The following is a 26717-nucleotide window of genomic DNA, read 5'->3' on the forward strand; positions in this document are numbered from 1 at the left end:
CGTCGTCATTTCTCGAGCCAGCCCTCGATCGCTTCGGCAACGTCGGCCGAGCCGTCCTCCAGGATTGTGAAGTGGTCGGCCGGTACCGGCACAACGGTCTGCGCCGGATCCCACGGTCGCGCCTGCCAGTCCACGCGATCCGATGAGCTCCCCAGGAAGCTCTCGGCGCATTGGACGAACAACGCGGGCGTGGTGACGGGGCCGGGCACCATCTCCTGCAAGAGCTGGATGTACCTGCCCATACCCGTCAGCCGGGCCGGGTCGAAGCGACCGAATGTGGCCTCGTTCGACACCATGTGCTCGGCCATCGGCGCCAGTAGCCATTCGCCGTCGTCGTGCACCGCGTAGGTGTCGAGCGTGACCACGCCGGCGGGTACCGGACCACCGGCCGCTTCCAGGTACTCGGTGACGAGGTGGGCCAACAGGCCGCCCGAGGAGTACCCGAGAAGAACGAACGGGTCGCCCTGCGCGGCCTCGAGCACGCACCGTGCCAATACTTGCGCGGCCGCCGTGGCCGTCGCCGGAACCGGCTCCCCCGTCCGGCACCCGATCGGCGACATCGCCACAATGTCACGATTCGTTCCCAGCCGCGAGGCGAGCCGCGCGTACTGATGCACACCGCCGGTGGCCAGGGGCGGACTGAGGCAGATGATGCGTGGCAGGGCAGGGCCGGAGGCGAGTCGCGTGGGCACCGGTAGCCGGTCCAGGTCCTCGGCCGAGGCGATCTGCTCGCGCAGTTGTGCCGCCGCCCCCAGCAGAACGTAGCCCGCACCGGCCCGGCCCGACGTGACCGCGCCACGGAACATCCCGTACAAGGAGTCGTCGGCCCCGCTTGATTCGCCGGCGTTCGGTGCGGATGCGGTGAGCTCCTTGCCCAGATATCGGGCCAGCGCCGCCGGCGTCTCGTGATCGAAGATCGCGGCGGTCGGCAGTGTCAGGCCGGTGGAAGCGTTGAGCGCGTTGCGCAACTCCATAGCGGCCAGCGAGTCGAACCCCGATTCGAGGAAGCCCCGCTCGGGATCGAGAGCGGCCGCGCTCTCGTGACCCAGCAGTCTCGCCGCGTTCTCGAGGATATGGGTCCGCAGCCACTGTTCCTGTTCGGATTCCGACAGTTGTGCCAGTCGTTTGCGGAGGTCGTCCGCGTCCGGTGCCGCGGTGTGCTGCCGACGGCCGGGCCGCTTCACCAAATCACGCAGTAGCGCGGGCACCGTGTCCTGAGCACGCAACCTGGTGAGGTCGATATCCACCGGTACGTGCACCGGACGGCCGGTGGACACTGCCGCGTCGAACAGCTCGAGTGCCTTGCCGGGAGCCAGCGGCGGCAGACCGTGGCGGCGCATCCGCTGCTGGTCGGCCTGGTTGAGCTCGTGTGCCAGTCCGGTGTCGATTCCCCACGGGCCGTAGGCGAGCGACGTGGCCGGTATACCTCGGGCGTGCCGGTGGGTCGCGAGCGCGTCGAGGAACCGGTTGGCCGCCGCATAGGCGCCCGCCCCGGGGGGCGTCATCACGCCCGCCACCGAGGAGATCATCACGAAGGCGGACAATTCGGCGTCACGGGTGAGGTCGTGCAGATGCCAGGCGGCGTCGGCCTTGGCGCCGAGGCAGTGGTCGATCTGCTCGGGCGTCAAAGTGTCGATCAGCCCGTTGTCGACAACACCCGCCACGTGGACGATCGCACCCAACGGATGCTGCGCGGGTATCGAAGCGAGCAGGTCGCGCAACTGCTCACGGTTTCCGGCATCGCAGGCCGCCGCACGCACTTCGGCGCCGAGGCCATCGAGTTCCGCGATGAGTTCCGTCGCGGCGGCCGGTCCACGCCGGCCGGCCAGCAGCACGTGCCGGACACCGTGCTCGCGCACCAGGTGCTCGACGAGGTGGCGGCCGATCGCGCCGGTACCACCGGTGATCAACACCGTTCGCTCGCGATCCCAGGGTGCCGGCCGCTCCGATTCGGGTGGCGCCGCGCGGAACAGCCGGGGCACCCGTGTCCCCTCCGCATGGAGTTCCAGTTCCGGCTCGCCCGTCTGCGCTGCCGCTACCAGGGCATCCGCGGTTGTCGCCGCGGATGCCTCGATGAGCACGATCCGCCCCGGGTTCTCCGCCTGGGCCGCGCGCACCAACCCCCATATCGCGGCGAGCGCCGGATCGTCCGTACTGTCGGTGATCACGGCCAGAGTGCTTGCGGCGTAACGCTCTTCGCTCACGAACTCCTGGAGTACGCCGAGTGTGCGATGGAGCGCTGTGCGCAGCCGGACCGGAACAGGACCGCCCTCGACCGGCGGCCGGAAGAGCAGGACCGAGGCCGGTTCCGCAGTGCCCCACTCGGCCCAGGAACCTTGCGCCGCGGACCGCGGCTGGGGGCCGGGCCGCCAGGCGAGCTCGTAGTGCGCGTCGTCGCGGGACCTGGTTGCCGCCGAGAGCATATCGGGCGACAGCGGGCGCAACGCGACGGACTGCACCGACAGAAGTGGCACTCCACTCGAATCGGCCATCGCCAGGGTGACCGCCGCCTCGTTCAGCCGGGTCACGCGAACCCGCGCCCGCCGCGCACCGTCCGCGTACACCCGCGTCGAAGACCAGGCGAACGGTACGAGGGTCGGGTGCTCGTCGCCGGCCCCCCGCGCGAGACCGAACGGCAGCGCGTGCACGGCGGCATCGAGCAGCGCCGGATGTACGCCGTACCCCTGGGTTGAGACCGGCTCGGGCAGTGCGACCTCGGCGAAGAGATCCGCACCGCGGCGCCACAGCGCTACCAGGCCCCGGAAGGCGGGCCCGTAGTTGTATCCGTTGTCGGCGAGTCCGTCGTAAGCACCGGCCAATTCGACCTCGGAAGCACCGGCCGGCGGCCACTGCCCGAAGTCGGCCCAGCGTTCCTGTTCACCGGACTCCGCGCTCGGGCTCACGATGCCCTCCGCGTGGTGCGTCCACGGAACCGCCGGATCGTTCTCGTCACCGCGTGAGTAGATGTCGACCCGTCGGCGACCGGCGTCGTCATCGTCGCCGACGATCACCTGGATCTGCGCCGCGCCGCGCCCGGGCAACACGAGCGGCGCCCGAAGGGTGAGATCCCCCAGTTCCGGACAGTCGACCTGCGCTCCGGCGTGCACCGCCAGTTCGACGAATGCGGTGCCGGGCAGCAGCGCGGTGCCGAGCACCTGATGATCGGCCAGCCACGGATGGGTGGTCGTGGACAGACGGCCGGTGAATCTGACGCCCCCGCTCTCCGGCTGCGCTACCAACGCGCCCAGCATGGGGTGTTCGGTGGATCGCAGACCGAGCGCGGAGGCGTCGCCGGTGTGCAGCGGGCCCGCGTCCCAGAAACGGCGGTGGTGGAAGGCGTAGGTCGGAAGATCCGTTTTCACGGCGCCGGTGCCGGTGTAGTAACCCGTCCAGTCCACCACCGAACCCGTGACGTGCAAGCGGGCGAGCCCCGTCAGGAGTGTCGCGGGGGCCGCGTTGTTCCGTCGGGCCAATGGGATCGTGGTCGCGCTGTCACGGGTCTGGGCGATCATCGGGGTCAGTACCGAGTCCGGGCCGGCCTCGGCGAATCTCGACACCCCCAGAGCCGCCATCGTGGTCACCGCGTCGGCGAATCGCACGGTGTCCCGGATCTGATTCACCCAGTACGACGGAACCGACATCTCGTCGGTGACAGCCGCGCCGGTCACCGTCGACACCAGCGAAAGGCTCGGCCGGGCGAACGTCAACCCCTCGACCACCGCGGCGAACTCGGCCAGCACCGGCTCCATCAACACCGAATGGAACGCATGCGAAACAGACAAACGATGTGTCCGCCAACCATTCTCCGCACACACCCCGACAACAGCCGCGACCGCATCCTCAGGACCGGACACCACCACCGACGACGGACCGTTCGCCGCCGCGATGGACACCCCATCGCCCAGCAACTCCTGCACGTCGGCCTCGGGGGCCCCGACCGCGATCATCGCCCCACCCGCGGGCAACGCCTGCATCAACCGGCCACGCGCCGCAACCAGCACACACGCATCCACCAGCGACAACACACCGGCCACATGCGCAGCAGCGACCTCACCGATCGAATGACCGGCGAGGACATCCGCCCGGAAACCCCACGACTCGAGCAACCGGAACAACGCCACCTCGAACGCGAACAACCCCGCCTGGGCGAACACCGTCCGATCCACCAGGTCAGCACTCGCCAGAGCGTCCGCTAGCGCGATCTGTTGTCCCAGATGGGTTTCCAACTCCGCCACGATCGCATCGAACACCTCGGCGAACACCGGATACGCGGTACGCAGCTCATCGGCCATACCCGCCCACTGCGCGCCCTGACCGGAGAACACCAGACCCGTCGAACCCGGCACCACACGACCCGACACCACACCCGGCACCTGCTCGCCGGCGGCCACCGCCCGCACACCCGCCAGCAGACCGTCACGATCGCCGGCCAGCACCACAGCGCGATGCTCGAATACCGCCCGCGTGGACGCCAGCGAATAGCCGACATCCACCGGGCGCACGTCGCGGTCCTCCACATGTGAGACCAGGCGGGCAGCCTGACCGGCGAGAGCGGTACCGCTGCGGGCCGAGACCGTCCACGGCAAGACCGCCGGAACAGTCTCGGCCACCGGTACCGAATCCACCACAGGCGCCGGCACTACCGGCGCCTGCTCGATGATGACGTGGGCATTGGTGCCGCTGATACCGAACGACGACACACCCGCACGCCGCGGACGATCCGACACCGGCCAATCCACCGGCTCGGTCAGCAGCCGAATATTGCCCTCGGACCAATCGACCTTCGTGGACGGTTGATCCACATGCAACGTACGAGGCAGCACCCCACGCTGCATGGCCATCACCATCTTGATCACACCACCGACACCGGCCGCGGCCTGCGCATGACCGATATTGGACTTCAACGACCCCAGCCACAGCGGACGATCCGCGGCACGATCCTGCCCGTACGTCGCCAGCAACGCCTGCGCCTCGATCGGATCACCCAGCGTCGTGCCCGTACCGTGCGCCTCGACCGCATCCACCTCGACCGCGGACACACCCGCATTCGCCAGCGCCTGACGAATCACCCGCCGCTGCGACGGACCGTTCGGCGCCGTCAAACCATTCGACGCCCCATCCTGATTCACCGCCGAACCAGCGACCACCGCCAGCACTTCATGACCGTTGCGCTGCGCATCGGACAACCGTTCCAGCACCAGCACACCCGCGCCCTCGGACCACGCCACACCATCGGCCGAATCGGCGAACGACTTGCATCGGCCGTCCGGGGCCAACCCCCGCTGCCGGCTGAACCCCACGAACGCTTCCGGCGTCGCCATCACCGCCACACCACCGGCCAATGCCAGATCACACTCCCCCGACCGCAGCGACTGCCCGGCCAGATGCATCGCCACCAACGACGACGAACACGCCGTATCCACCGATACCGCAGGCCCCTCCAGGCCGAGCGTGTAGGCGATCCGGCCCGACGTCAAACTACCGGTGGCGGAGGTGCCACTGCCCTGCGCGTAGTCGTGGTACATCACACCCGTGAACACACCGGTCGAACTGCCCCGCAGCACCGTGGGATCGATACCGGCCCGCTCCAGCGCCTCCCACGACGTTTCGAGCAACTGCCGCTGCTGCGGATCGGTCATCGTGGCCTCGTTGGGGCCGATACCGAAGAAGTCCGCGTCGAACTCGGCTGCCGTGTGCAGGAATCCGCCCTCGCGAACGTAGGTCCTACCCGCCCGGCCGGGTTCCGGGTCGTAGATATCATCGATATCCCAGCCCCGGTCGACCGGCATCGGCGATATGGCATCCACGCCTGTACTCACCAGTTCCCACAGTTTCTCCGCGGAGGTGACCCCTCCCGGATAGCGGCACGCCATCCCGACGACAACGACAGGGTCGTCATCGACGGCCCGGCCCGCGGCGACCACGACGGCCTCGCCCGTGCCCGTGAGCTCGTCGGCCAGGTGCTTCGCCAGCGCCTGCGGCGTCGGATAGTCGAAAACCAGAGTCGCGGGCAACGGCAGACCCGTCGCCGCTTTCAACGCGTTGCGGAACTCGATCGCGGTGATCGAGTCGAACCCCAGCTCGTTGAAGGCCCGGTCCGCGGCGATCTCGTTCATATCCTGATGTCCCAGGATCGCGGCGACCTGACCGCGCACGATCTCGGCCAGCACACGCGAACGCTCACCATCCGGGACGCTCACCAGACGCGCGCGCAACGCCGCGGCCGCACCCGACGCCGCCTGACGACGGATACGAACCAGACCGGAGAACAACGCGGGCAGCGCGGGACCCGCGCCACGCATGCTCTCCAGATCCAGGCGGGCGAGGACGGGAGCCGCCGCCTCGATCCCGACAGCCGAATCGAACAGCGCGAGGCCCTGCTCCCGCGAGAGCGGCAGCATGCCCGAGCGTGATATGCGCTGCCGGTCCAGATCGCTGAGCTCGCCGGCCATACCTCCGTCCCACAGTCCCCAGGCCAGCGACTGCCCACAGCGGCCCGATACGCGGCGATGCGCCGCCAGCGCGTCCAGGCACGCATTGGCCGCGGCGTAGTTCCCCTGACCGGGATTGCCGAACGCGCCCGCCACCGAACTGAACAGCACGAACATCTTCAGCGGCAGATCGGCGGTCAGCTCGTGCAGATGCAGAGCCGCGTCGACTTTGGGCCCGAACACCGCATCCAGCCGGGCCGGGGTCAACGAACCGATCGCGCCGTCGTCCAGCACACCGGCCAGATGAAGTACACCCGCCAGTGGACGATCCGCCGGGATATCGGCAACTATTCCGGCGAGCGCGTCACGGTCGGCGGCATCGCACGCGGCGAATACGACCTCGGCACCGAGCTCACCCAACTCCGCCCGCAACTCGGCGGCACCGGGCGCGGATTCTCCGCGGCGGCTCGACAGCAGCAGGCGCCGGGCACCGTAGGTGGACACCAGGTGCCGGGCGAACCATACGCCGAGCAGACCGCTGGCACCGGTGATCAGAACGGTGTCGTCCGGATCGAAGGCGACGTCCGCGGCAGCGGTCGCCGCGGGGGACGCCGCCCGGCCCAGCCGCGGAATGTGTACTTGCCGATCACGAACCGCCATCTGGGGTTCGGCCGAGGCCAGCATCCCGCCCAGCAGACCGTCGAGTGCGCAATCGGTGTCGATCAGCACGATCCGGCCGGGATGCTCCGACTGTGCCGAACGGACCAGACCGCAGACGGCCGCACCGGCCAAGTTGGTCACGTCTTCCCCGGCGACCGAGACAGCACCGCTGGTCCGGACGACGAGCACCGATTCGGCGAACCGTTCGTCGGCGATCCAGGTCTGCAGTACTTCGAGGACCGCGTGTGCCGCGGCACGGACGGCTGCGGGGTCATCACCCGCCGGGCAGTCCAGCACCACGGCCTGCGGGACCGGCTCACCGAGGTCCGGCCATTCTGCCGACGTGACCTCGTCCGCCCCCACGGTGACCGGCGTCCAGCCGATCTGGAACAGCCCGTTACCGGCGACCGATGCGCCGGCAGCGAGCTGCGCGGGATCGATCGGCCGGGTCGACAGTTGGCGCACCGTCGCCACCGGAGCACCCGACGGGTCGGCCAGATCCAAGGCGACACCGTGCTCACCGACACGGGTCAACCGGACACGCAACGCGTCGGCCGCCGCCGCATGCACCGTGACACCGGACCACTCGAACGGCAAGGCCAGCTCGGTGCCCTCCGCCGACGGGTCGTCGGCCAGGCGTAACGCATGCAACGCCGCATCCAGTAGCGCCGGATGCACACCGAATCGCTGCGCCTCGGCCCGAGCCTGCTCGGGCAATTCGACCTCGGCGTAGAGCGGCCCGTCAGATGCCCGCCATACGGATTTCAGTGCCCGGAAGGCCGGTCCGTAGTGATAGCCCTGCGCGTCGAGCGAATCGTAGAGACCGTCGATATCCACCACGGCGGCACCGGCAGGCGGCCACTGCACCAGATCCGCGGCCGCACTGCCGAGTCCGGGCGCGAGCACACCTTCGGCGTGCAGGGTCCACGACGGCACCGAATCGGCGGCGTCCTCGGGGCGGGAGAAGATCCGCACCGCGCGACGGCCGGTCTCGTCCTCGGTGGCGACCACGACGTGCACCGCGACCCTCGTCGATTCTGTCAGCGTCAGCGGGGCGCGCAGGACGAGCTCTTCGAGGGTCGGGCAGCCGACCTGTTCGCCGGCGTGCAGGGCGAGTTCGACCGAACCGGTACCGGGGAACAGCACGGTATCCATGACTCTGTGGTCGGTCAGCCATGGCTGCGTCTGTATCGATAGCCGGCCGGTGAGGGTGACCGCGTCCGAGTCCGGTTGCGCGACGACCACCGAGACCAGTGGATGTCCGGTAGCGACGAGACCCATCCCGCGCGCGTCACCGCCGGTGAGCCCATCGGTCATCCAATAGCGGCGGTGTTGGAACGCGTAGGTGGGCAGATCGATTCGCACGGCGCCGGTCGCGGCGTACAGCGCGGCCCAGTCCACGGCGGCACCGGATACGAACAGCTCGGCGACACCACCGGTCACCGACGACGCGCCCGCCCGCCCCCGGCGCGCCAGGGCCACCGCCTCGGGAACCGTGCTCAGCTGCTCGTAGTCGAGAGTCTGGGCGATCATCGGGGTCAATACCGCGTCCGGGCCGGCCTCGGCGAACCTCGACACGCCCAGAGCCGCCATCGAGGTCACCACATCAGCGAACCGCACGGTGTCCCGAACCTGACGCACCCAGTACGACGGAACCGACATCTCGTCGCCGACCCGCGCACCGGTCACCGTCGACACCAACGCGAGCTTCGGTTGCTCGAACGTCAACCCCTCGATCACCGCGGCGAACTCGGCCAGCATCGGCTCCATCAACACCGAATGGAACGCATGCGAAACAGACAAACGATGTGTCCGCCAACCATTCTCCGCACACACCCCGACAACAGCCGCGACCGCATCCTCAGGACCGGACACCACCACCGACGACGGACCGTTCACCGCCGCGATGGACACCCCATCGCCCAGCAACTCCAGCACGTCCGCCTCGGGGGCCCCGACCGCGACCATCGCCCCACCCGCGGGCAACGCCTGCATCAACCGGCCACGCGCCGCAACCAGCACACACGCATCCACCAACGACAACACACCGGCCACATGCGCAGCAGCCACCTCACCGATCGAATGACCAGCGAGGACATCCGCCCGGAAACCCCACGACTCGAGCAACCGGAACAACGCCACCTCGAACGCGAACAACCCCGCCTGCGCGAACACCGTCCGATCCACCACAGCACCGTCGTCCAACGCGACCGCCAGCGAAACCTCCTGCCCCAGAAGCGGCTCCAACTCCGCAACGATCCCGTCGAAATGCTCCGCGAACACCGGATACTCCGCACACAACTCCCCGGCCATACCTGCCCACTGCGCGCCCTGACCGGAGAACACCACACCCGTCGAACCCGGCACCACACGACCCGACACCACACCCGGCACCTGCTCGCCGGCGGCCACCGCCCGCACACCCGCCAGCAGACCGTCACGATCGCCGGCCAGCACCACAGCGCGATGCTCGAACAGACCACGCGTCGAGGCCAGTGAGAAGCCGATATCCAGCGGATCCGGGTCATGGTCGTCCGCATACGATGCGAGCCGTTCGGCTTGGCCGGCCAGAGCCTCGCTGCTGCGCGCCGAGAGTGCCCAGGGCAGCAGGCCACCCGCGGGTTCGGTCTTGACCACCGGCACCGGAGCCGGTGTCCCGGCCGACGCTTGTTCGATGATGACGTGCGCGTTGGTACCGCTGTAACCGAACGACGACACACCCGCACGCCGCGGACGATCCACTGCGAGCCACGGCGCCGATTCGGTCAGCAGCCGGATATGGCCCTCGGACCAATCCACCTTCGTGGACGGCTGATCCACATGCAACGTACGAGGCAACACACCGTGCCGCATCGCCATCACCATCTTGATCACACCACCCACACCGGCCGCAGCCTGCGCATGACCGATATTCGACTTCAACGACCCCAACCACAAAGGCCGATCAGGATCACGGTCCTGCCCATAGGTCGCCAACAAGGCCTGGGCCTCGATCGGATCACCCAACGTCGTACCGGTGCCATGGCCTTCCACCACATCCACATCGAGCGCAGACACACCAGCGTTCGCCAGAGCCCGACGGATCACCCGCCGCTGCGACGGACCATTGGGCGCCGTCAAACCATTCGACGCACCATCCTGATTCACCGCCGAACCAGCGACCACCGCCAAAACCTCATGACCATGACGCCGGGCATCGGACAACCGCTCCAGCACCAGCACACCCACCCCCTCGGACCAGCCCACCCCATCGGCCGAATCGGCGAACGACCTACACCGGCCGTCCGGCGACAACCCCCGCTGCCGGCTGAACTCCACGAACGCCTCCGGCGTCGCCATCACCGCCACACCACCGGCCAATGCCAGATCACACTCCCCCGACCGCAGCGACTGCCCGGCCAGATGCATCGCCACCAGCGACGACGAACACGCCGTATCCACCGACACGGCCGGACCCTCCAACCCCAGCGTGTAGGCGATGCGGCCCGACACCAGACTGCCGGTGGCACTGCCACCGTGGCCCTGGGCGTAATCGTGGTACATCACACCGGTGAACACCCCGGTCGAGCTGCCGCGCAGCACGGCCGGATCCACGCCGGCGCGTTCCAGCGCCTCCCAGGTGGTTTCGAGTAGCTGCCGCTGTTGCGGATCCATCATGATCGCCTCGTTCGGGCTGATCCCGAAGAAGTCCGCATCGAACTCTGCCGCCGTGTGCAGGAATCCGCCGTGGCGGGTGTACGACTTGCCCGCGCGACCCGGTTCCGGATCGTAGACGCCCTCTACATCCCAGCCGCGGTCGGCCGGAAGCGGCGTCACCGCGTCCGCGCCGCTCCGGACGAGCTCCCAGAGTTCCTCGGGGGAGGTGACTCCGCCGGGGTAGCGGCACGCCATTCCGACGACAGCGATGGGATCGTCGTCGACAGCCCGGTCGGCCGTGACGAGGATGTCCTGGCTCGTGCCGGCGAACTCGTCGGCCAGATACTTCGCCAGCGCCTGGGGTGTCGGATAATCGAAAACCAGAGTCACGGGCAACGGGAGTCCGGTCACGGCTTTCAGCGAGTTACGGAACTCGATCGCGCTGATCGAGTCGAAACCCAGCTCGTTGAAGGCCTTGTCGGCCGCGACCGTGTTCATATCCTGGTGCCCCAGGACCGCGGCGACCCGGCCGCGCACGATCTCCACGAGCATATCGAGACGCTCGTCGTCCGGAGCGCTCGCCAGCCGAGCGCTCAATGCGGTGGCCGCCCCCGGCACCGCGGCGCGGCGAGTGGGTATCAATCCGGAGAACAGCGCGGGCGCGGCGAATTTCGCGTCGCGCATAATATTCGAATCCAGGCGGGCGAGCACCGGCACCGCGATATCGGCCCGGAAGGCGGCGTCGAACAGCGCCAGCCCCTGATCCCGCGACAGTGCCAGCATCCCGGAACGAGCCATGCGCCGCCGGTCGACGTCGCCGAGTTCTCCGGCCATACCCCCGTCCCACAGGCCCCAGGCCAACGACATCGCGTGGTTCCCGGTGGCCCTGCGGTGAGCCGCCAAGGCATCCAGACACGCATTGGCCGCGGCGTAGTTGCCCTGACCGGGGTTACCGAACACACCGGCCACGGAACTGAACAGCACGAACGCCTTCAGCGGCAGTTCCGCGGTCAAGGCGTGCAGATGCAGCGCGGCATCGACCTTGGGTCCCAGGACCGTATCCATCCGGGCCGGGGTCAGCGAGGCGATCGCGCCGTCGTCGAGGACGCCGGCCAGGTGGAACACACCGGCCAGCGGGTGCGCGGCGGACACCTCGGACAGCACCTTCGCCACCGCGTCACGATCAGTGACATCGCAAGCGACGACAGCTGTTTCGGCGCCCATCCGCGCCAGATCCGCGCGCAACTCGTCGGTGCCCGGAGCCGACTCCCCACGCCTGCTCAGCAACAGCAGATGGCGGACGCCGTGGGCGGCGACCAGGTGCCGGGCGAACATCCCGCCCAGCGCACCGGCCGCACCGGTGATCAGGACGGTCTCGTCCGGGTCGAACGGTGGGTTCACGGTATCGGCGACCGCGGTGGCATCGGCTCGCGCGAGCCGCGCGCGGTGAACGCTGCCTTCTCGCACCGCGACCTGGGGTTCGCCGGTCGCCAGAATCGCGCCGAGCAGGTCTCGGGACAATTCGGAAGTGCTGTCCACCAACACGATCCGGCCCGGATTCTCCGCCTGTGCCGAACGGATCAGACCGCATACGGCGGCACCGGCCAGGTCGGTGATGTCCTCGCCTGCCACCGACACCGCGCCGCGGGTCCGGACGACCAGGACGGATTCGCCGAAGCGCGGCTGCGCGGTCCAGGACTGCAGGACCTGCAGCACGTCGTGCGTCGCGGTATGGACGGCGGCGGCATCGTTGCCGGTCCGGACGTCCACGACCACCGCCCGGGGGACCTGCTCACCGAGGTCCGTCCACGAGGCCGCGGTGACCTCGGTATCGGCTTCGGGCACCGCGACGGGTGTCCATTCGACCTGGAACAGCGCGGTACGGACGAGGGACGCGGCGGCCGTGAGCCGGCTGGGATCGATAGGCCGAGTCGCCAGTCGGCGCACCGTCGCGACCGCGCCACCCGTCGCATCCGCCAGATCCACGGCGACACCGTGCTCACCGACGCGGGTCAGTCGAACCCGCAGAGCGCCGGCCCCACTGGCGTGCACGGCGACACCGGACCATTCGAACGGCAAGGCGAGCTCTGCGTTCTCCGCGGATTCGTCGCCCGCGATCCGCATCGCATGCAGCGCGGCGTCGAGCAAGGCCGGGTGCAGGCCGAAACGCGACGCCTCGGATCGGGTCGGCTCGGACAGTTCGAGCTCGGCGTAGATCTCGCCGGAGCCCCGCCACACCGATTTCAGCGCCTGGAACGCCGGACCGTAGTGGTAGCCCTGCGCGTCGAGCGAGTCGTAGACACCGTCGATATCGACGGCGGTGGCGCCGGCCGGCGGCCACTGCGTCAGGTCCGCGGGTGTGCCGGTGATCTCCGACGCGAGCACGCCCTCGGCATGCAGCGTCCACGCGGCCTCGGCATCGTCGTCGGGACGGGAGAAGATCCGTACCGCACGACGCCCCGCCGGTTCCGCGCCGTCGACGGCCACACGCACGGCGACGCCCCCCGATTCCGGCAGTGCCAGTGGAGCTCTCAGGAGCAGCTCCGCGAGGAACGCGCAGCCGACCTCCTGCCCCGCGTGCAGGGCGAGCTCGACGAATCCGGTGCCGGGGAACAACACGGTGTCCATGACCGCGTGGTCGGCCAGCCACGGGTGGGTCTGTGCCGACAGGCGCCCGCTGAGGGTGACCGCGTCGGAGTCCGGGTGCGAGACGAGCGCCGAAGCCAGCGGGTGCCCGGACGCCACGAACCCCATCGCACGGGCGTCGCCGCCCGGCGAGCCTTCCGTCAGCCAGTAGCGCCGGCGCTGGAAGGCGTAGGTGGGCAGGTCGATTCGCCGGGCTCCGGAGCCGGTGTACAGGGCGGTCCAGTCCGCCTCGGCGCCGGCGACGAACAATCCGGCCACGCCCCGTGTGACGCTGAACGGATCGGCGTTGTCCCGGCGCGCCATGGCCACCACCGTGGCAGCCGCGCCGGTCGACGCCGCGGCCTCTCCGGCGTCGACGATCCCCGCGACCATCGGAAGGAGCACGGCGTCCGGTCCGACCTCGGCGAAGCGGGTCACACCCGATTCCGCCATGGTGGCCACCGCCTCGGCGAATCGCACCGTGTCGCGGACCTGGCCCACCCAGTAGGACGGGTCGGTCATCTCGTCGGCGACCCGCATTCCGGTCACCGTCGACACCAACGGAATACTCGGACGGGAGAACGTCAGATTCGCTATTTCCGCGGCGAATTCGGTCAGCATGGGCTCCATCAGCGCCGAATGGAACGCATGCGAGACCCGCAGGCGGTGGGTGCGCCACCCACGCTCGACACATCGATCGGCAACCTCGGCGATATCTGCCTCGACGCCGGAGAGCACCACCGACGAGGGACCGTTGATCGCCGCGATCGACACCTCGAGCGGGGCTTCCAAACCGTCGAGCAGCGCGGTCAATTCGGCCTCGGCGGTGCCCACGGCGACCATCGCCCCACCCGCGGGCAACGCCTGCATCAACCGGCCACGCGCCGCCACCAGCACACACGCATCCACCAGCGACAACACACCGGCCACATGCGCAGCAGCCACCTCACCGATCGAATGACCAGCGAGAACATCCGCCCGGAAACCCCACGACTCGAGCAGCCGGAACAACGCCACCTCGAACGCGAACAACCCCGCCTGCGCGAACACCGTCCGATCCACCAGATCAACACTCGCCAGAGCGTCCGCGAGCGCGACCTGCTGTCCCAGATGGGTTTCCAGCTCGGCAACGATCACATCGAACACCTCGGCGAACACCGGATACGCGGCACGCAGCTCATCGGCCATACCCGCCCACTGCGCACCCTGACCCGAGAACACCACACCCGTCGAACCCGGCACCACACGACCCGACACCACACCCGCCACGGCCTCGCCGCGACCCAACGCCGCCACACCGGCAAGCAATTCGCCGCGATCACACGACAGCACCACGGCCCGATGCTCGAACAACACCCTCGACGACACCAGCGAGAAACCCACATCGATCGCACCGAGATCGTGGCCGTCCACCTGGGACGCCAGACGCGCGGCCTGATCGGCCAGAGCCTCGCCACTACGCGCCGAGACCACCCACGGCAGCACACCGCCGGCCGCGGCGGCCGCGACAGGCGCGGCCGCGGGCTCGACAACCTCTGCCGCAACGTGCTCCCCGAACGGGGCTTGCTCGATGATGATATGAGCGTTCGTGCCACTGATACCGAACGAGGACACGCCCGCACGACGCGGCCGATCGCCCTCCGGCCAGGGCACGGACTCGGACAGCAGCCGGATATCGCCCTCGGACCAATCGACCCTGGTACTGGGTTGATCCGCATGCAGCGTCCGAGGCAATTCCCCGTGCCGCATGGCCATCACCATCTTGATCACACCACCGACACCGGCCGCAGCCTGCGCATGACCGATATTGGACTTCAACGACCCCAGCCACAGCGGACGATCCGCGGCACGATCCTGCCCGTACGTCGCCAGCAGCGCCTGCGCCTCGATCGGATCACCCAAAGTCGTCCCCGTACCGTGCGCCTCGACCACATCGACCTCGCCCGGCGCGACTCCCGCGTTCGCCAGCGCTTGCCGGATCACCCGCCGCTGCGACGGACCGTTCGGCGCCGTCAAACCATTCGACGCCCCATCCTGATTCACCGCCGAACCAGCGACCACCGCGAGCACCTCATGACCATTGCGCTGCGCATCGGACAACCGCTCGAGCACCAGCACACCCGCGCCCTCGGACCACGCCACACCATCGGCACTGTCGGAGAACGACTTACACCGGCCATCCGGCGACAAACCGCGCTGCCGGCTGAACTCCACGAATGTGGCCGGGGTCGCCATCACCGTCACACCACCGGCCAACGCGAGGTCGCACTCCCCCGATCGCAGCGACTGCGCGGCCAGATGCATCGCGACCAGCGACGACGAGCACGCCGTATCCACCGATACGGCCGGGCCCTCCAACCCCAGCGTGTACGCGATACGCCCCGACGCCAAGCTGCCGGCGGCGCTGCCGCCGTTGGCCTGGGCGTAGTCGTGGTACATCACACCGGTGAACACGCCGGTCGAACTGCCCCGCAACACACCTGGGTCCACACCGGCCCGCTCCAGCGCCTCCCACGACACCTCCAACAGCAACCGCTGCTGCGGATCCATCATCGTCGCCTCGTTCGGACTGATCCCGAAGAACCCGGCATCGAATTCCGCCGCCGAATACAGGAATCCACCCCGGCGCGTATAGGTCTTGCCCGCCTTACCGGGCTCCGGATCGTAGAGGCCTTCGATATCCCAGCCACGATCGGCGGGCAGCTCACCGGTGGCATCGACACCCGAAGCGATCAGCGTCCACAGATCCTCCGGCGAGGCGACACCACCCGGATAACGGCAGGCCATCGCCACGAGTGCGATCGGCTCGTCGAGGTCCGCGCGCGCGGAGACCTCGACATCGCGGCTGGTACCCGCGAACTCGTCGGCCAGATACCGCGCCATTGCCTGGGGCGTCGGATAGTCGAACACCAGCGTCACCGGCAATTGCAGACCCGTGACGGCCCGCAGCGCGTTACGGAACTCGATCGCACTGATCGAATCGAAACCGAGTTCGCCGAACGCCTTGTCCGCCGCCACCGCGTTCGCGTCGCCGTGGCCGAGAATCGCGGCAGCTCGGGCACGTACGATCTCCACGAGAACATCGACGCGTTCGCTGTCAGGAGTGCTCGCGAGGCGGGCGCGCAACGCGGTGAAGGCACCGGAGGCCGCCTTCGGCCGGTCCGGGATCAGCGCGGAGAACAATGCGGGCGCCGCCGCTCCCGCGCCGCGCACGGCATCCAAGTCGACCCGGGCGAGGACCGGAGCCGCCACGTCGATCGTCGCGGCGGCGTCGAACAACGCCAGGCCTTGTTCCTCCGACAACGGCAGCAGTCCCGAACGGGACATGCGATGGCGGGCGACATCGCCGAGTTCCGCGGCCATACCGCCGTCCGCGCTCCACAGCCCCCAAGCCAGCGATATGCCACAGCGCCCGGAAGCCCTGCGGTGCGCCGCCACAGCGTCCAGGCACGCGTTGGCCGCGGAGTAGTTGCCTTGTCCCGGATTGCCGAACGGACCCGCGACCGAACTGAACAGCACGAACGCCTTCAAAGGCAACTCGGCGGTCAGTTCGTCCAGGTAGAGGGCGGCATCCACCTTGGGCCGCAACACCGCGTCCAGGCGGGCCGGGGTCAGCGACTCCATGGCGCCGTCGTCGAGCACACCGGCCAGGTGATACACACCGGCCAGCGGATGTTCGACGGGTATCCGGGACAGCACCTCGGCCAGCGCGTCACGGTCGGCGACATCGCACGCGGCGTATTCGACCTCTGCGCCGAGGCGCCGCAGCTCCGCTGCCAGATCGCCCGCACCGGCCGCGGATTCACCCCGGCGGCTCAGCAGCAGGAGCCGGCGCGCACCGTATGACTCGACCAGGTGCCGGCTGAACAAGCGACCCAGGTAACCACCGGCGCCGGTGATCAGAACTGTCTCGTCCGGATCGAACAGGACAGACGCCGAAGCGGCCGCGGCGGGGACGACGCGGGCGAGCCGCGCTCGGTACACCTGCCCACCGCGCAGCGCCACCTGCGGTTCCTCCGTCGCCAGAATTCCGCCCAGCAACGCTGCGAGTTCGGTACCGGAATCGCCGGAGTCGGTGTCCATCAGCACTATCCGGCCGGGATGCTCGCCCTGCGCGGCACGCACGAGACCACCCACCGCGGCGCCGGCGGGGTTCGTAATGCCCTCCCCTGCCACCGACACCGCGCGGTGGGTCCGGACCACCAGCACCGATTCACCGAACCGCTCGTCGGCGATCCAGGAATGCAGCGCCTCCAACACCTGATGGGTCGCGGCATGGACCGCGCTGGGATCGTTTCCGGCCGGGCAGTCCAGCACCACCGCGGCCGGAACCTCGTCACCCAGATCCGACCACGACACTGTGGAAGTTTCGTGCCCGGACACAGAAATCGGCGTCCAGCCGACCTCGAAGACAGCAGTGCGCGCAATGGATGTGCCGGTGGTGAGCTGGGCGGGATCGATCGGTCGCGATGCCAGCTGCCGCACCGTGGCCAGCGCGGCACCGGTCGAATCCGCGATATCAAGGGCGACGCCGTGCGCGCCGGTACGCATCAGCCGGACACGCAACGCATCGGCACCGGCCGCGTGCACCGTGACGCCGGACCATTCGAACGGTAATGCCGGGCCGCTGTCCTCTGCCGAGGTGTCGTCGGCGAAACGCAACGCGTGCAGCGCCGCATCCAGCAGTGCCGGATGTACACCGAATCGTTGCGCGTCGGCTCGGGCCTGTTCAGGAAGTTCGAGCTCGGCATAGAGCCCGTCCGGCGCCCGCCACACCGATTTCAGCGCCTGGAACACCGGGCCGTAGTGATATCCCCGCGCATCGAGCGCGTCGTAGACACCCTCGATATCGACCGCGGTGGCGCCGGCGGGCGGCCACTGGGTGAGATTCGCGGGCGAGCCGACGGTTGCCGGCGCGAGCACCCCTTCGGCGTTCAACGTCCACGACGACACCGAATCGCCCTCGTCGTCGGGGCGGGAGAAGATCCGCACGCCGCGCCGGCTCGCGCTGTCCTCGCCGCCCACGACGACCCGCACCGCGACACCCGCCGAGTCGGGCAGCACGAGCGGAGCCCGCAGCACCAGTTCTTCCAGGCTCGAACAGCCGGCTCGGTCCCCGGCGTGCAGGGCGAGCTCGACGAATCCGGTGCCGGGGAACAGCACGGTGTCCATGACCCGGTGATCGGCCAGCCAGGGCTGCGTCTGCAACGACAACCTGCCGCTGACTGCGACGACGTCGGAATCCGGTTGCGACACCACCGCCGAGACCAGAGGATGGCCGACGGCGGTCAGACCCATCGCCCGGGCGTCGCTACTGCCGGACGATCCTCCGGGCATCCAATAGCGGCGGCGCTGGAAAGCGTAGGTGGGCAGATCGATTCGCCGCGCGCCGGTTCCGGCGTAGAGCCGCGCCCAGTCCACCTCGGCGCCCGAGACGAACAGTGTCGCCACCGCCCGCAATACGGTCGGCGGGTCTGCCCGGTCCTTACGTGCGGACGCCGCCACTATCGGACCCGAAGCAGCCGCACCGTTCCCGCCATCGAGGGTCTGGGCGATCATCGGGGTCAATACCGCGTCCGGTCCGACCTCGGCGAAGCGGGCCACTCCCAGGTCGGACATCCGCGCCACGGCGTCGGCGAACCGCACGGTGTCCCGGACCTGATCCACCCAATACGACGGAACCGACATCTCGTCGCCGACCCGCGAACCGGTCACCGTCGACACCAACGCGAGCTTCGGTTGCTCGAATGTCAACCCCTCGATCGCCGCGGCGAACTCGGCCAGCATCGGCTCCATCAACACCGAATGGAACGCATGCGAAACCCGCAGACGATGCGTCCGCCAACCTTGTTCGGCACACCTGTCCGCGACCGCGACGACCGCGTCCTCGACACCCGACACCACCACCGAGGACGGCCCGTTCACCGCCGCCAACGACACCTCTCCGCCCACCAGCAAAGGCAGCACCTCGGCCTCCGACGCACCGACCGCGACCATCGCCCCACCCGCGGGCAACGCCTGCATCAACCGCCCACGCGCCGCCACCAGCACACACGCATCCACCAACGACAACACACCGGCCACATGCGCGGCAGCCACCTCACCGATCGAATGACCGGCGAGGACATCCGCCCGGAAACCCCACGACTCGAGCAACCGGAACAACGCCACCTCGAACGCGAACAACCCCGCCTGCGCGAACACCGTCCGATCCACCAGATCAGCACTCACCAGAGCGTCCGCGAGCGCGATCTGTTGTCCCAGAAGCGGATCCAACTCCCCCACGATCGCATCGAACACCTCGGCGAACACCGGATACGCGGCACGCAACTCATCCGCCATACCGGCCCACTGCGCACCCTGACCCGAGAACACCACACCCGTCGAACCCGGCACCACACGACCCGACACCACACCCGCCACAGCCTCGCCGCGCCCCAACGCCGCCACACCCGCAAGCAATTCGCCGCGATCACACGACAGCACGACAGCCCGATGCTCGAACAACACCCTCGACGTCACCAGCGAGAAACCGACATCGATCGCACCGAGATCGTGGACATCCACCTGGGACGCCAAGCGCGCGGCCTGATCGGCCAGAGCCTCGCCACTACGCGCCGAGACCACCCAGGGCAGCACGCCTCCGGCCGGTGCTGTCTCGGCCGCCGAAACCGGCGCCGGATCCGCCACCGGGGCTTGTTCGACGATGAGGTGCGCGTTGGTCCCGCTGAGGCCGAACGAGGACACTCCGGCACGACGCGGACGTTCCGCCGCCGGCCATGCCACCGATTCGGTCAGTAGCCGGATATGCCCCTCGGACCAATCGACCTTCGTAGACGGCTGATCGATATGCAGTGTGGGCGGCAATTCCCCGTGCCGCATGGCCATCACCATCTTGATCACACCACCGACACCGGCCGCGGCCTGGGCATGACCGATATTGGACTTCAACGACCCCAGCCACAGCGGACGATCCGCGGCACGATCCTGCCCATAGGTCGCCAGCAACGCCTGAGCCTCGATCGGATCACCCAACGTCGTCCCCGTACCGTGCGCCTCGACCGCATCCACCTCGACCGCGGACACACCCGCATTCGCCAGCGCCTGACGAATCACCCGCCGCTGCGACGGACCGTTCGGCGCCGTCAAACCATTCGACGCACCATCCTGATTCACCGCCGAACCAGCGACCACCGCCAAAACCTCATGACCGTTACGCCGGGCATCGGACAACCGCTCCAGCACCAACATCCCGGCGCCCTCCGACCACCCGGCGCCGTCGGCGGCGTCGGCGAAGGACTTACACCGGCCGTCCGGGGCCAGACCCCGTTGACGGCTGAATTCGAGGAACATCTCCGGGGTCGACATCACGGCCACACCACCGGCCAACGCCATATCGCACTCCCCCGACCGCAGCGACTGCGCTGCCAGGTGCAGGGCGACCAGCGACGACGAGCATGCCGTATCCACCGATACGGCCGGGCCCTCCAACCCCAGGGTGTAGGCGATGCGGCCCGAGACCAGACTGCCGCCGGTGCTGCTGGCGGTGCCTGTCCCCTGCGCGTAGTCGTGGTACATCACCCCGGTGAACACACCGGTCGAACTGCCCCGCAGAACGCCCGGATCCACTCCGGCGCGTTCCAGTGCCTCCCAGGACACTTCCAGCAGCAACCGCTGCTGGGGGTCCATCATCGTCGCCTCGTTCGGGCTGATCCCGAAGAAGTCCGCGTCGAAATCGGCTGCGGAGTGCAGGAATCCACCCTGCCGGGTGTAGGACCGGCCCGCCTTGCCCGGCTCCGGATCGTAGACAGCCTCGATATCCCAGCCACGATCGGCCGGCCACTCACCGACGGTATCGATGCCCGAGGCGACCAGCCGCCACAAGTCTTCAGGCGAGGCGACACCACCCGGATACCGGCAGCTCATCGCCACCACCGCGATCGGGTCGGAATCGACAGCCCGGCGGGTGGTGACCTCGGCGTCCTGTTTCGTACCGGTGAGTTGTGAATCGATGAACTCGGCGACGATCTGTGGATTGGGTTGATCGAAGACGAGCGTGGCCGGCAACCGCAAACCGGTCGCGGTATTGAGCCTGTTACGGAATTCGACGGCACTCAACGAGTCGAACCCGAGCTCTTGGAACGCGTGCCGGGCATCGACAGCGTCGCTGGACGTATGCCCGAGAACCTCGGACGCGACCGACCGGACGAGGTCGAGCAGCGCGCCGCGGCGGTCGGTATCGGAGAGACCGGCGAGCCGGTCCGTGAGAGCTCGAGCGGCCGGGGAGCCGTTGTTGCGGCGCACGGGGATCGGTGCGATCGCCCGGAGCAGGGCGGGAACTTGCTCTCCGCGGGTACGAAGCACGGCCGGATCGACCCGCAGGGCCACCAGCTGAGCCGTATCGGTGGCTACCGCCGCATCGAACAGTGCCAGGCCGTCGGTCTCGGAAAACGGTGGGAAACCCTGACGGCGCATCCGGGTGAAGTCGGTCTCGGACAGCTCCGCCCCGAGCCCGCTCGACCGCGCCCACAACCCGTAATCCACCGCGGTCGCGGGCAATCCCAGACCGCGACGGTGCACCGCGAGGGCATCCAGGAAGACATTCGCGGCCGCGTAATTGGCTTGGCCGGCGGCCAAGACCAACCCACCCGCGGACGCCAACAGCGCGAACAACGACAAGGAGCATTCGCGAGTGAGCTCGTGCAGGTGCCATGCCGCATCGACCTTGGGCCGGAACACCTGATCGATCCGCTCCGGCGTAATCGATTCGAGCACACCGCTATCCGCGATTCCGGCCGCGTGCACCACACCGACCAGCGGATGCTCCGCAGGGACGGTGGCCAGCAGCGCTTCCAGCGCGGACCGGTCGGACACATCACACGCCACGACGGTCACCTCGACACCGAGCCCGACCAGCTCCGCACGCAGCTGCGCCGCACCCGGAGCGTCCAGGCCACGCCGGGACGTCAGAACCAGATGGCGCACACCGTGTTCGACGGCCAGATGGCGAGCGATCACCGAACCCACACCACTGGTGCCACCGGTCACCAGCACGGTACCCGGCTCCGAGAGCCGGACGGCCGTACCGGGCGCGTGCCGGGTCAACCGTGGTACGAGCAGAGTGGTGCCGCGTATCGCGGCTTCCGGTTCCGTCGCGGCAGCCGCTACCGCGGTCGCCACTGCGATCGGGTCGCGGCCCTCCTCCGAGTCGGGGGCGCTCAGGTCCAGAAGCTGCAGGCGGTCCGGGTGCTCCGCCTGCGCGGCGCGCAGCAAACCCCATACCGGCGCCTGCCCCAGATCGATCCGCTCGGAATCGGCGACCGCCACTGCTCGCTCGGTGACGACGACCAAGCGAGAAGCAGTGAAACGACTGTCAGCGAGCCAACTCTGAACAGTGGCGAGAACACCGGCGGCAATGTGGCGGGCCGCCTCCGGCGCCACACCCTCGTGCGAGGGACACTCGAACAGCACGATATCGGGAACCACCGAATCCGCGGACGCGTCGAGATCGGCGATCAGCGCCGCGAGATCCCGGTATTCCCGCGCCGCACCGGAGTGGCGACCCCAGCCGAGTACTGCCACCCGCCCCAGCTCGACCGTTCCGGACGACGGCAGCCGGACAGGGACCCAGTCCACCCCGAACAGAGCCTCCGATACCCGGTCCGCGCTCAATCGCTCGGCCGATACCTGCCGAGCGACCAACCCCCCTACCGACAGCACCGGGTAGCCTCGTTCGTCGGCCATCTGCACTGCCAACCGGTCGCCTCGGTAAGCGATCCGGACCCGCACTGCCGCGGCACCGGCCGAATGCACCACCACCCGGTTCCAGGAGAACGGCAGCACCGGCAAACTTTCGGCTCCGCCACGAAGACGGTGGACTATCGCGGTATGCAGGGCCGAGTCGAACAACGCGGGATGAATCCCGAAACCCTTGTTTTCCTGCGGATCCGGCAGCGCGACCTCGGCGAACAACTCCTCACTGCGCTGCCATACCGCCTGCAAACCTCGGAAGAACGGACCGTACCCATAGCCGACATCGAGCAGCTCGTCGTACACGCCGTCGATATCCAGCCGCTGGGCACCGGCCGGAGGCCAGGAGACGAGGTCGAAGTCGCCTGCCACCTCGCCCGGTGCGAGCACGCCCTGCGCGTGTGACAACCACGGCCCCTCGCCCCCCTGCCGAGAATGGACGCTCAGCCGTCGCCGGCCGGCCTCGTCGGCGGCGGTCACCACCACCTGCACCGCGACACTGCCCTCGGCAGGCAACGTCAACGGTGCCTGCAATACGAGCTCGTCCACCACGGCACAGTCCAGAATGCCGCCGACATAACTCGCCAGCTCGACGAACCCGGTTCCGGGCAGCAGCACCGTGCCGAACACACTGTGATCGGCCAGCCAGTCCACCGAGTCCACCGACCAACGGCCGGTGAAGCTCACCCCGCCCGAATCCGGATGCGGTACCAGAGCACCCAGCAACGGGTGATCCACCGTATCCAGCCCGACGGAGCTGACCCCGGCCAGTTCGGCACCCAGCCACGACTGGGCCAGTAGATGTTGCCGGGCGTCGAGCCAGAAACGCTCGTGCTGGAAGGCATAGGTGGGCAGGTCGACCTGCTTGCCGCGCAGTGGCCACCGCACCCCCACCCCCGCTACGAACGCCTCGGCCGCGCTGTGCAGAAAGCGCGACAGCCCACCTTCACCACGGCGCAGGGAACCCACCACCACGAAATCGCTCGCCGGGGCGAACTCGCCCGCTGCGGTCTCCGCCGAAGCGACCTCGATACTTTCCTGGATGCTCCCGGTCAATACCGGGTGGGGGCTGACCTCGATGTACGCGTCGTATCCCGCCGACACCAACGCACGGATAGTTGTATCGAATCGCACTGTGCGACGCAGGTTCTCGAACCAGTAACCGGCATCGGCGGTACGCACGTCCATCTGATCACCGGTCACCGTGGAGAACACCGGCACCGTCGATTCCCTCGGCGTGAGATCCGCCAGCGTCGTCGTCAGTTCCGCACGCAGTCCCTCCACGTGCGGCGAATGCGACGCGTAGTCGACCGCGATCCACCGGGCTCGATCCGTCGAGCCCACCAATGCCTCGAGCGCCGCGGTATCACCGGACACCACCACCGAGGAGGGGCCGTTGACCGCCGCCAGCGATAACCGGGCATCCGGCCGCTCCGAGTCCACGGCAGCCGGATCCGGCCCGGCCGGATCTAGCTCGATGCTCTCGATCAGCTCCCGGACCCGCCGCACCGGCAGCGCGACCGACACCATCCCACCCGTACCCGCCAGCGCCGCCAGCGCCCTGCTCCGCAGCGCCACCGTGCGGGCTCCGTCGGCGAGGGACAATCCTCCCGCCACACACATTGCGGCGATCTCGCCCTGTGAATGTCCCACTACCGCAGCGGGTTCCACACCATGGGATCGCCACAGCTGTGCCAAGGACACCATCACCGCCCACAACAACGGCTGCACCACATCCACCCGCTCCAGATCGGGTGTATCGGTATTCCCGTCGATGTCCAGATAGGGCGCGATATCCACATACGGCGCGAGCGCCTGTACACATTCGCGCATCGATTCGGCGAACACCGGCGCGGTTCGCATCAACTCCGCGGTCATTCCCGGCCACTGTGACCCCTGCCCCGGAAAGACCATCACCACCCGGCGCGGTGTCGTGCCCGCAGTCCCCTCGACGACCACCCCGCTCTCGGAAAGCTGCCCGCGATCCGCGGCCAGAATCACTGCCCGGTCGGACAGCAGTGTTCGCGAATTCGTCAGGGAGAACGCCATATCCACCAGCCGGGCATCACTGGTCGCGGCGAACGATCGCAGCCGTTGCACCTGCGCCGCCAACGCCTGCCGCCCCCGCGCGCTCACCACGAACGGCAACACCGCATCGGCATCGGTCGCGGGCGGAAGGTCCGCTGCCGCTCGCTGTCCCGACGCGGGAACCGGATCGCTGTCCGAACGTTCCGAAGCAGGCACCTGGTCCTGCGCCGGTGCCTGCTCGATGATGATGTGGGCATTGGTGCCGCTGATACCGAACGACGACACACCCGCACGCCGCGGGCGATCCGAGACCGGCCACGCAGCCGGCTCTGTCAGCAACCGCACCTGACCTTCGGCCCAATCGACCTTCGTAGACGGCCGATCCACATGCAACGAGCGGGGCAATTCCCCGTGCCGCATAGCCATCACCATCTTGATCACCCCGCCCACACCCGCGGCGGCCTGGGCATGACCGATATTGGATTTCAACGAACCCAGCCACAGCGGCCGATCGGGGTCGCGTTCCTGCCCATAGGTCGCCAGCAGAGCTTGGGCCTCGATCGGATCACCCAGCGTCGTCCCCGTACCGTGCGCCTCGACCACATCCACGTCCGACGGCGACACACCGGCATTCGCCAGCGCCTGACGAATCACCCGCCGCTGCGACGGACCGTTCGGCGCCGTCAAACCATTCGACGCACCGTCCTGGTTCACGGCCGAACCAGCGACCACCGCCAGAACCCGGTGACCGTTACGCAGGGCATCGGACAACCGCTCCAGCACCAACATCCCGACACCTTCGGACCAACCCACACCATCGGCGCTGTCGGAGAAGGATTTACACCGGCCGTCGGGAGCGGCCCCGCGCTGCCGGCTGAACTCCACGAAGGTCTCCGGCGTGGCCATCACCGTCACACCACCGGCCAGCGCCAGATCACATTCCCCCGAACGCAACGACTGCGCGGCCGAATGCATGGCGACCAGCGATGACGAGCAGGCCGTATCCACGGTGACCGACGGCCCCTCCAGACCGAACGCGTACGAGACCCGCCCGGAGGCGATGGAGCCCGCGTTCGCGTTGGCCGGATAGTCGTGGTACATCATGCCGGCCCACACACCGGTCCGGCTCCCCTTCAGCGCGGCGGGATCGACGCCGGCTCGCTCGAACGCCTCCCAGGAGGTCTCCAGCAGCAAGAACTGCTGCGGATCCATCAGCGCGGCCTCATTGGGACTGATATTGAAGAACGCGGGATCGAATTCGCCGGCGGAGTGCAGGAACCCGCCCTCGCGCGTGTAGGTGCTGTTCGGTGTCTCGCCGGTGGGATCGTAGAGACGTTCGGTATCCCAGCCACGATTCACCGGGAACTCCGAGGTCGCGTCGACCCCATCCGAGACCAGCCGCCACAGATCCTCGGGCGAGCCGACCCCGCCGGGATACCGGCACGCCATACCCACAATCGCGATCGGCTCGCGAAGCGCCGCGTCGAGAGTGCGGTTGCGCGCCCGCAACCGCTCGGTCTCCTTGAGCGAGACGCGCAGGGCCGCGGCGAGCTTCTGGGTGCTGTCTTCGTGCTTCGTCATCTCGCC

1 protein-coding gene is annotated in these 26717 nt (G+C 68.6%); it reads right to left on the reverse strand.

The features are described 5' to 3' along the window. Window positions 1-5: 5 nt before the first annotated feature. Entirely contained in the window at window positions 6-26711 is a 26706-nt protein-coding gene (locus tag ABZ827_RS07340) for an SDR family NAD(P)-dependent oxidoreductase (protein WP_357233740.1), read from the reverse strand. Between the last annotated feature and the right edge of the window lie 6 nt (window positions 26712-26717).

The organism is Nocardia sp. NPDC019395 (assembly GCF_040632335.1).
Lineage (GTDB): Bacteria > Actinomycetota > Actinomycetes > Mycobacteriales > Mycobacteriaceae > Nocardia.

Excerpts from the sequence above, each read along its gene's own strand:
- ABZ827_RS07340 (WP_357233740.1), bottom strand. The coding sequence starts at position 26,711 with ATGACGAAGCACGAAGACAGCACCCAGAAGCTCGCCGCGGCCCTGCGC.